This window comes from Corallococcus exercitus, from assembly GCF_003611585.1.
Taxonomy (GTDB): Bacteria; Myxococcota; Myxococcia; order Myxococcales; family Myxococcaceae; genus Corallococcus; species Corallococcus exercitus.
The window spans coordinates 1-7,401 of record NZ_RAVW01000452.1 but is presented as its reverse complement, the minus strand read 5'-3'; the positions used below and the strand labels follow the sequence as shown (position 1 = coordinate 7,401).

At 69.6% G+C, this 7,401-nt stretch carries 7 protein-coding genes; 1 reads left to right on the top strand and 6 read right to left on the bottom strand.

The genetic code is table 11. The features are described 5' to 3' along the window. Positions 1–68: 68 nt before the first annotated feature. Positions 69–362, bottom strand: coding sequence for a FruA-associating protein, FapA (locus tag D7W79_RS35450; RefSeq protein WP_120529740.1), 294 nt, complete (start codon positions 360–362; stop codon positions 69–71). A gap of 252 nt (positions 363–614) precedes the next feature. Here D7W79_RS35450 and D7W79_RS35445 point away from each other — a divergent pair, with 252 nt between their 5' ends. Next, positions 615–1,673 carry a type IV pilus twitching motility protein PilT gene (locus D7W79_RS35445; protein ID WP_244222146.1) on the top strand — a complete coding sequence of 353 codons (1,059 nt, stop codon included), beginning with the start codon at positions 615–617 and terminating at the stop codon, positions 1,671–1,673. 30 nt (positions 1,674–1,703) lie between these two features. Here D7W79_RS35445 and D7W79_RS35440 read toward each other — a convergent pair whose 3' ends face one another. The 5 genes from D7W79_RS35440 to D7W79_RS35420 form a co-directional block, all read right to left on the bottom strand. Beyond that, positions 1,704–3,335, bottom strand: coding sequence for a fumarate hydratase (locus D7W79_RS35440; protein ID WP_120529738.1), 1,632 nt, complete (start codon positions 3,333–3,335; stop codon positions 1,704–1,706). Positions 3,336–3,377: 42 nt separating this feature from the next. Further along, positions 3,378–3,947 (bottom strand): class I SAM-dependent methyltransferase, encoded by a 570-nt coding sequence (locus tag D7W79_RS35435; protein ID WP_120529737.1) that lies wholly within the window; start codon positions 3,945–3,947, stop codon positions 3,378–3,380. 406 nt (positions 3,948–4,353) lie between these two features. Next, positions 4,354–5,637 carry an MFS transporter gene (locus tag D7W79_RS35430; protein ID WP_120529741.1) on the bottom strand — a complete coding sequence of 428 codons (1,284 nt, stop codon included), beginning with the start codon at positions 5,635–5,637 and terminating at the stop codon, positions 4,354–4,356. Positions 5,638–5,709: 72 nt separating this feature from the next. Continuing rightward, positions 5,710–6,816, bottom strand: coding sequence for an isopenicillin N synthase family dioxygenase (locus D7W79_RS35425; protein WP_120529736.1), 1,107 nt, complete (start codon positions 6,814–6,816; stop codon positions 5,710–5,712). Positions 6,817–6,927: 111 nt separating this feature from the next. Continuing rightward, positions 6,928–7,401: protease (locus tag D7W79_RS35420; protein WP_208729923.1), on the bottom strand; the 474-nt coding region annotated here is incomplete at its 5' end.

The following is a 7,401-nucleotide window of genomic DNA, read 5'->3' as shown; positions in this document are numbered from 1 at the left end:
TGCCCGTCCTGCCACCTGCCCGCCGCCACCCGTGTGCCACGTCCGGGGGGGATGGAGTGGGAGTCTGACTACCGGTGACGCGGGATGTTGCGGGCCACGTGCAGGGCCCACGCCTCCGCGGAGTCCAGCTCCGCGCGGGCTTCCGCGTAGCGGTCCTTCGCGGCGTCACTGTTGTCATTGGCGAAGATGGCGTCGTGCAGCTCCTTCTGCGCCCGGGTCAGCCGCAGGCTGGTCTGCAACCACAGCCGGGCCGCCATGCGCGGCGTAATCACCACCTGGGTGGGATCCCACACCTCCAGGGCGGCGTAGTCAGCGGAAGACAGCTCTTCGTAGTGGGGGGCCTGCTCGGTTTGTGCGTTCATGCCCGGATGTTCGCCACGGATTCCGGGCAGGGCATCCGGGCCACCTGGGCAGGAAGACGGCCACTGGTGAGCAGTCGAGGACAGTTCCTTCATCCCCCGGGGTACTCGCCTTCCTTGATTTGCGGGAAAACTCAATACAGTGAGGCTGGTGAAATGCCTTCCACACTGCAACCGTGGAGGGATTGGGTGGCCTTCTCCTAGAATCCTCCGCTCCATGCGTGACGTGAGAGGGAATCCCTGGACCTGAACACCTTGAACAAGCTGCTCACCGTCGGCGTCCAGAACGGGGCTTCGGACATCCACTTCCGGCCGGGTGATCCGCCCATCTACCGGGTGAACGGGGTGCTCCGGCCGTTGAAGATGGAAAAGCTCCAAGCGGATCACACGAAGCAGGTGGCGCTGCACGTGATGAATGATCCGCTGATGAAGGCGCAGGTGGACAGCGTGCAGGAGTGCGACTCGTCCTACAGCCTTCCGGGCGTGGCGCGCTTCCGCGTGAACATCTACCGGCAGCGCGGCTCGCTGGCGTGCATCCTGCGCATCATCCCGGATGAGATTCCCAGCATCGACGGCATGGGCCTGCCGCAGGTGCTGAAGACGATTGCCGGCAACGAGCGCGGGCTGGTGCTGGTGACGGGGGCGACGGGGTCCGGCAAGAGCTCCACGCTGGCGTCGATGATCAACCACATCAACCACACGGAGAGCCTGCACATCCTCACCATCGAGGACCCCATCGAGTTCATCTACAAGAACGTGAAGTCCTCCATCTCCCAACGTGAGATTGGACCGGACACGCAGAACTTCGCCATCGCGCTGCGTGCGGCGCTGCGTCAGGACCCGGACGTCATCCTGGTGGGCGAGATGCGCGACACGGAGACCATCGACATCGCGCTGAAGGCGGCGGAGACGGGCCACCTGGTGCTGTCCACGGTGCACACCACGGACGCGTCGCGCACCATCAACCGGCTGGTGTCGGTGTTCCCGGCGGAAGAGCAGACCATGGTGCGCATGCGCCTGGCGGACTGCCTCAAGGCGACCATCTCCCAGCGCCTGCTGCCGCGCGCCACCGGCAAGGGCCGCACGGTGGCGCTGGAGATCATGGTTCAGACGAAGACGGTGGAGCAGTACATCCGGGATGACCGCGCCGCGGAGCTGAAGGACGTCATCGAGAAGGGCCGCGACATGTTCGGCATGCAGTCCTTCGACCAGCACCTGACGCAGCTGTACCGCAACGGGGACATCACGCTGGATACGGCGCAGAGCGCGGCCTCCAACCCGGCGGACTTCCAGCGCGCGCTCGAGTTCGACTGAGAGCACGCGCCGGAAGGTGGACCCTGCGGACTACTTCTTCGCGGACGGCTTGTTGATGTTCGCGAAGAAGTCGTTGCCCTTGTCATCCACGACGATGAAGGCCGGGAAGTCGACCACGTCGATCTTCCACACGGCCTCCATGCCCAGCTCGGCGTACTCCAGCACCTCCACCTTCTTGATGCAGTCCTGGGCCAGGCGCGCGGCGGGGCCGCCGATGGAGCCCAGGTAGAAGCCGCCGTGCTTCTTGCAGGCCTCCGTGACGGCCGGGGAGCGGTTGCCCTTGGCGAGCATCACGAAGCTGCCGCCCTCCGCCTGGAACTGATCCACGTACGCGTCCATGCGGCCCGCGGTGGTGGGACCGAACGAACCGGACGCGTAGCCCTCCGGCGTCTTCGCCGGGCCCGCGTAGTAGACCATGTGGTCCTTGAGGTACTGGGGCATGCCCTCGCCCCGGTCCAGGCGCTCCTTGATTTTGGCGTGCGCGATGTCGCGCGCCACCACCAGCGAGCCGGACAGCGACAGGCGCGTCTTGATGGGGTAGCGCGACAGCTCCGCGCGCAGGTCGCTCATGGGGCGATTGAGGTCCAGCTTCACCACATCGCCGGACAGGTCCGTCTCCGCCGTCTCCGGCAGGTACTTCGCGGGGTCCGTCTCCAGCGCCTCCAGGAAGACGCCGTCGCGGGTGATCTTCCCCAGCGCCTGCCGGTCCGCGGAGCAGGACACGGCGATGGCCACCGGGCAGGACGCGCCGTGGCGAGGCAGGCGGATGACGCGCACGTCGTGGCAGAAGTACTTGCCGCCGAACTGCGCGCCAATGCCGGTGCGCTGGGTGAGCTTGAGCACCTCCTGCTCCAGCTCCACGTCGCGGAAGCCCCGGCCCAGCGCGTTGCCGGACGTGGGCAGGGTGTCCAGGTAGCGCGCGGAGGCGTACTTCGCCGTCTTCAGCGCGAACTCCGCGGACGTGCCGCCCACCACGATGGCCAGGTGGTACGGCGGGCACGCGGCGGTGCCCAGCGAGCGGATCTTCTGCTCCAGGAACGCCAGCAGGCTCTGCGGGTTGAGGACGGCCTTCGTCTCCTGGAAGAGGTAGCTCTTGTTCGCGGAGCCGCCGCCCTTGGCCATGAAGAGGAACTTGTAGGCGTCGCCGTCGGTCGCGTAGAGCTCGATCTGCGCGGGCAGGTTGTTGCCCGTGTTGACCTCCTTGTACATGTCCAGCGGCGCCATCTGCGAGTAGCGCAGGTTGGACGTGAGGTACGTGTCGAACACGCCCCGGGAGATGGCCGCCTCGTCACCGCCACGGGTGAGGACGTACTGGCCCTTCTTGCCCATCACGATGGCGGTGCCGGTGTCCTGGCAGGAGGGCAGCACGCCGCCCGCGGCGATGTTCGCGTTCTTGAGCAGCTCCACCGCCACGAACTTGTCGTTGGACGACGCCTCCGGGTCCTTGAGGATGTTCGCCAGCTGCTGGAGGTGCCCGGGCCGCAGCAGGTGCGAGATGTCCCGCATGGCCTCGCGCGTGAGCAGCGTGAGCGCCTCCGGCTCCACCTGGAGGAAGGTGCGGCCGCCCGCCTCGAACGTGGAGACGCCCTCCTTCGTGAGCAGGCGGTAGGGCGTCTCGTCCTTGCCAAGCGGCAGCATGTCCTGGAACTGGAAGTCACTCATCGCGGGAGGGTCTCTTCGAGAAGGGGTGGACGGACGGGGACTCTACTCACCGGGCGGCGCGCGGGGCGGCACTTCGTAGAGGTAGACCGGCGTGCGGTACAGGTCCTGGAGCCGCACGAAGCGCACCGGGTTCCACCCCCGGAGTCCGAAGGTGTGACTGAGGATGCGTGCGCCTTCCGGAAGCTCGGTGGCGAAGCGGGGCGCCAGGCGCGTCATGATGCCCGGGGACAGGTAGCAGACGACGCAGGTTGCGTCCTGGAAGGACGCGGCGAAGAAGTCCCCGCGTACCAGCGTGAGGTTGGGGCGCGGGAAGAGGCGCTGGCGCAGCCGGCTGAAGCACCAGGGCAGCCAGGACAGCTCGTACGCGACGATGCGCGCCTGGGGGCAGTGGTCCGCCAGCGCGAAGGCGACGTCCCCCCACCCCGAGCCCAGGTCCAGCACGGTGCCCCGGGTGTCCCCCGGCAGCATGGCGAGCAGCGCCCGCCGCACCCGGGGCGAGCTGGGCATGGGCGGCGCGCCCGTGCGCAGGGTGGACACGACGATGGACAGCACCCCCACGAGGAGCACCGCCCAGAGCAGCAGCAACAGGAGGAAGGAGCCGGTCGCGCTCACGGGAAGGCGCGCATCATCGCGCGGGGGCGCCTTCGCGTGGGGCCCTACTTGCGAGGATGGCCCGCATCCGCCCGGACGACGCGGGGCGGGTTGGCGTCCGCCCGGGCGGTGCTGGGGGCCGGTGCGGGAGCGGGTTCAGGCGCCTCGAACAGGGTCTGGCCCAACACGAGGCAGAGCGCGGCTCCTACGCAGAGTGCCACCACATGGAAATAGTACGCCATGGGACCTGGGTCCAAGCACGGACCATACCAGCGGCGGTGCTCCTCGGAAGGTGGGGGCCGGTGGGCCCCGGTTGTGTCCTTCCTGGCTACAAGGCCCGGCTCCGGGTGGCCCCCCAGGCAACAGCCCCCTCACCCGGGGTTCAACCCTTCGGACGCGTTGGTTTTCACGCCGCGCCCGTGCGGCCTCAGACGGAGGGCGCGGACTCGGTGGCGTCCTGTTCGGGGAGGGGCGGGCGGTGCTCGGCGGACTCCAGCCGGTCCACGTTGCGCAGCTCCGGGAAGAGCCAGGCCCAGAGGCCCACGACGACCAACGTGCCCACGGCGCCAATCACCACCGCGTGCACGGCGCCCAGGGCCTCGGCGAGCGAGCCCGCGCGGAACTCGCCCAGCTCGTTGGATGCGCCAATGCACATCATGTTCACCGCGCTCACGCGGCCGCGCATGTCGTCCGGCGTGGAGACCAGCTCCAGCGTGTGGCGCACCACCACGCTCACCATGTCCGCCGCGCCACCAATGGCGAGCGCCGCGAGCGACAGGGGCAGGGACGTGCTCAGGCCGAACACCAGCGTGGCCGCGCCGAACACCGCCACCGCGATGAACATCTTCCAGCCGGCGCGCCCGCCCAGCGGGCGGAACGCGAGCAGCACCGCCACCACCGCGGCGCCCGCGGCCGGAGCGCTGCGCAAGAGGCCCAGGCCCCACGGGCCGGTGTGCAGCACGTCGCGCGCGTAGATGGGCAGCAGCGCCACCGCCCCGCCCAGCAGCACCGCGAAGAGGTCCAGGGTGAGGCTGCCCAGCAGCATCCGCTTCTGGCGCACGAAGCGCAGGCCCGCGACGAGCGTCTTCAGGGAGACGGGCTCTCGCGACGCGCTGCCGGTGCGCACCTTGAGCGAGAGGATCCACACGATGGTGAGCGCGCACAGCGACGCGGACGTGATGTAGACGCCCTTGCCGCCCAGCCACCCGTAGAGCAGGCCGCCCAGGGCGGGGCCGGTGATGGTGGCCACCTGCCACGTGATGGAGTTCACCGCCACGGCGCGCGTCAGCTCCTCCTGCGGCACCAGGTAGGGCGTGAGCGCGGAGCCCGCGGGCGCGTAGAAGGCTCGCGCGGTGCCGAACAGCACCAGCACGCCGTAGACGAACCGCACGTCCTGGATGTGGCCCAGCGTGAAGGTCAGGAGCAGCAGGCTGCACACCAGCATCACGCCCTGGCACAGCGCCAGGATGCGGCGGCGGTCGTAGCGGTCCGCGACCTGTCCCCCCAGCAGGCTGAAGGCGAGGAAGGGGACGAACTGGGCCAGGCCCGTGTAGCCCAGCGCGAGCGCGCTCCCGGTGAGCTCGTACACCTGCCAGCCGATGGCCACCGATTCAATCTGCGCCGCGAGCACCGCGCACAGGCGGGCGATCTGGTACAGCCGGAAGTCGCGGTGACGGAAGATGGATGGAGCGGGGGCGGAGGGGCTGTCCATGGAGGTGGCTGCGCTGTAACGCAGCCCGTCCTCCTCCGCCAGCCACAAGGGGCGCACGGCCCCGCGCGCGCCTTATGAGGTCGCGCGCATCCGGTTGAGCCGGTCGTAGTGGCGGTAGCCCAGCTTGTCGAGCGCGGCGGGCGGCGCGAGGCCGATGTCCACCAGCGTCTTGATGTCGTACGTGCCCGCGAGCACCGGCGGCGCGTAGTTGGCCACCGCCTCCGGCGTGCGGAAGCCGGGCAGCGGGAAGAGCACCTGGCTGGTGTGCACGTGCATGAAGTGCGCGGCGGACTGCCGCTGCCACCCGGGCACGCCCGGCGCGGTGATGACGTGCGGCGTGGCGAGGAACGTGCCGCCCGTCAGGATCTCCAGCTGCTGGCCCACCTGCGCCACGATGCAGCCCGCGGGCGCGGTGCCGCGCACCAGCTGGCCCTGCGGCGCGTCCGGCGTCGCGCGCGTGCGCAGGTACAGGCCGCTCTTGTCGTCCGGCTTCGCGGCGGGGCGGCCCTCCGGGTCCAGGAACCGGCCTCCGGGCAGGAGCGTCAGCAGGTTGAAGTCGGTGTGCTCCTCGCCCCAGAGGATGCCGGTGTTCACCTGGGTGGGGCCCAGCGGCAGGTACTGGAGCGCGCGCGTGACGTGGGGCGCCTTCTCGCACGCGGCGGTGAAGGTGTCCTGCGGCAGGTTCAGCGCCAGGGCGGCGCCGCGCAAGAGCTTGAGGCCGGCCTCGTGCAGCGCGCGGCCCAGGGTGAGCAGGCCCTCCTGGAAGAAGGGCGGCGCGTCGTCCGGCCAGATGTTCTCCGGGTACAGCTCCGGGAACTCCATGGCGGACTGCGGGTCCGTGGGGGTGGGCGCCGCGAAGTAGCACTCCTTGAAGTCCGGCTGCCCGTTGCTCGCGACGGCGACCTCCGTGTTGGGAGGCGTCCAGCCGCGCTGGTACCAGAGGTCCGCGCGGCCCAGGGGGCGCTTCTGCGCGTCAGGACGGGCCACGAAGGCGGAGAACGCGTCGTAGAAGCGCTCCAGCGCGGGCGCGTCCACGCCGTGGTTCTTCACGAACACGAGGCCGAAGACGCCAAAGGCCTCGCGCAGGGCCGCCGCGGCGCGCTCGAGGCGTGCCGGTTCACCCGACGCGAGGTCCAGCAGGTCGACCGTCGGAATGTTCATCGAGGAGGTGTCCGCCATGGTGGGCCCAGGTGTATCGCGCCCGGGCCCGGCTGAGGAGGGGGACCGTGCCTGCCCGCCCCCTCCCGTTCCGGGGAAATCCAGAAGGGCCTCTTCCTCCGTGCGCGCCCTTCAGCGGGCGGCGACCGTCACGTCCACCGGGGCGCACGTCACCGGGGTGGACTTGTAGTCGCCGCCGGAGCGGGGCACGTCCTCCTTGCGCGTGGCCACGTCCATCAGCGCGTCGCGGAAGGTGATGCGGTAGGTGCCCGGCTTCTTGAAGTCATACGCCTGCGTCACCTCCACGGTGTTCTCCACCGTCGCGCCCGGGGCGATGGCCATGTAGCTGTCCGCGGACGGGGCGGCGCGCTTCACCATGGGGCCCTGGTACGGCACCTCCTCGCCGTCGCGGGTGACCTGGAACACGGTGCCCAGGATGCCCTCCAGCGGTGTCTGCCACTTGAGCACCCAGACGGGCGTGGCAGCGCGGTTGGTGAGCTTGAAGAGGACCTCCACGGGCTCGCCCGCCTTGGCCTTCGGGTGGACGCTCAGGGCGCACTCCAGCTTCTGTCTCTTATACACACCTCCGAGCCCACGAGACATGCG

Coding starts and splice junctions, on each gene's coding strand:
- D7W79_RS35450 (WP_120529740.1), bottom strand. CDS start 362: ATGAACGCACAAACCGAGCAGGCCCCCCACTACGAAGAGCTGTCTTCC.
- D7W79_RS35440 (WP_120529738.1), bottom strand. CDS start 3,335: ATGAGTGACTTCCAGTTCCAGGACATGCTGCCGCTTGGCAAGGACGAG.
- D7W79_RS35430 (WP_120529741.1), bottom strand. CDS start 5,637: ATGGACAGCCCCTCCGCCCCCGCTCCATCCATCTTCCGTCACCGCGAC.
- D7W79_RS35425 (WP_120529736.1), bottom strand. CDS start 6,816: ATGGCGGACACCTCCTCGATGAACATTCCGACGGTCGACCTGCTGGAC.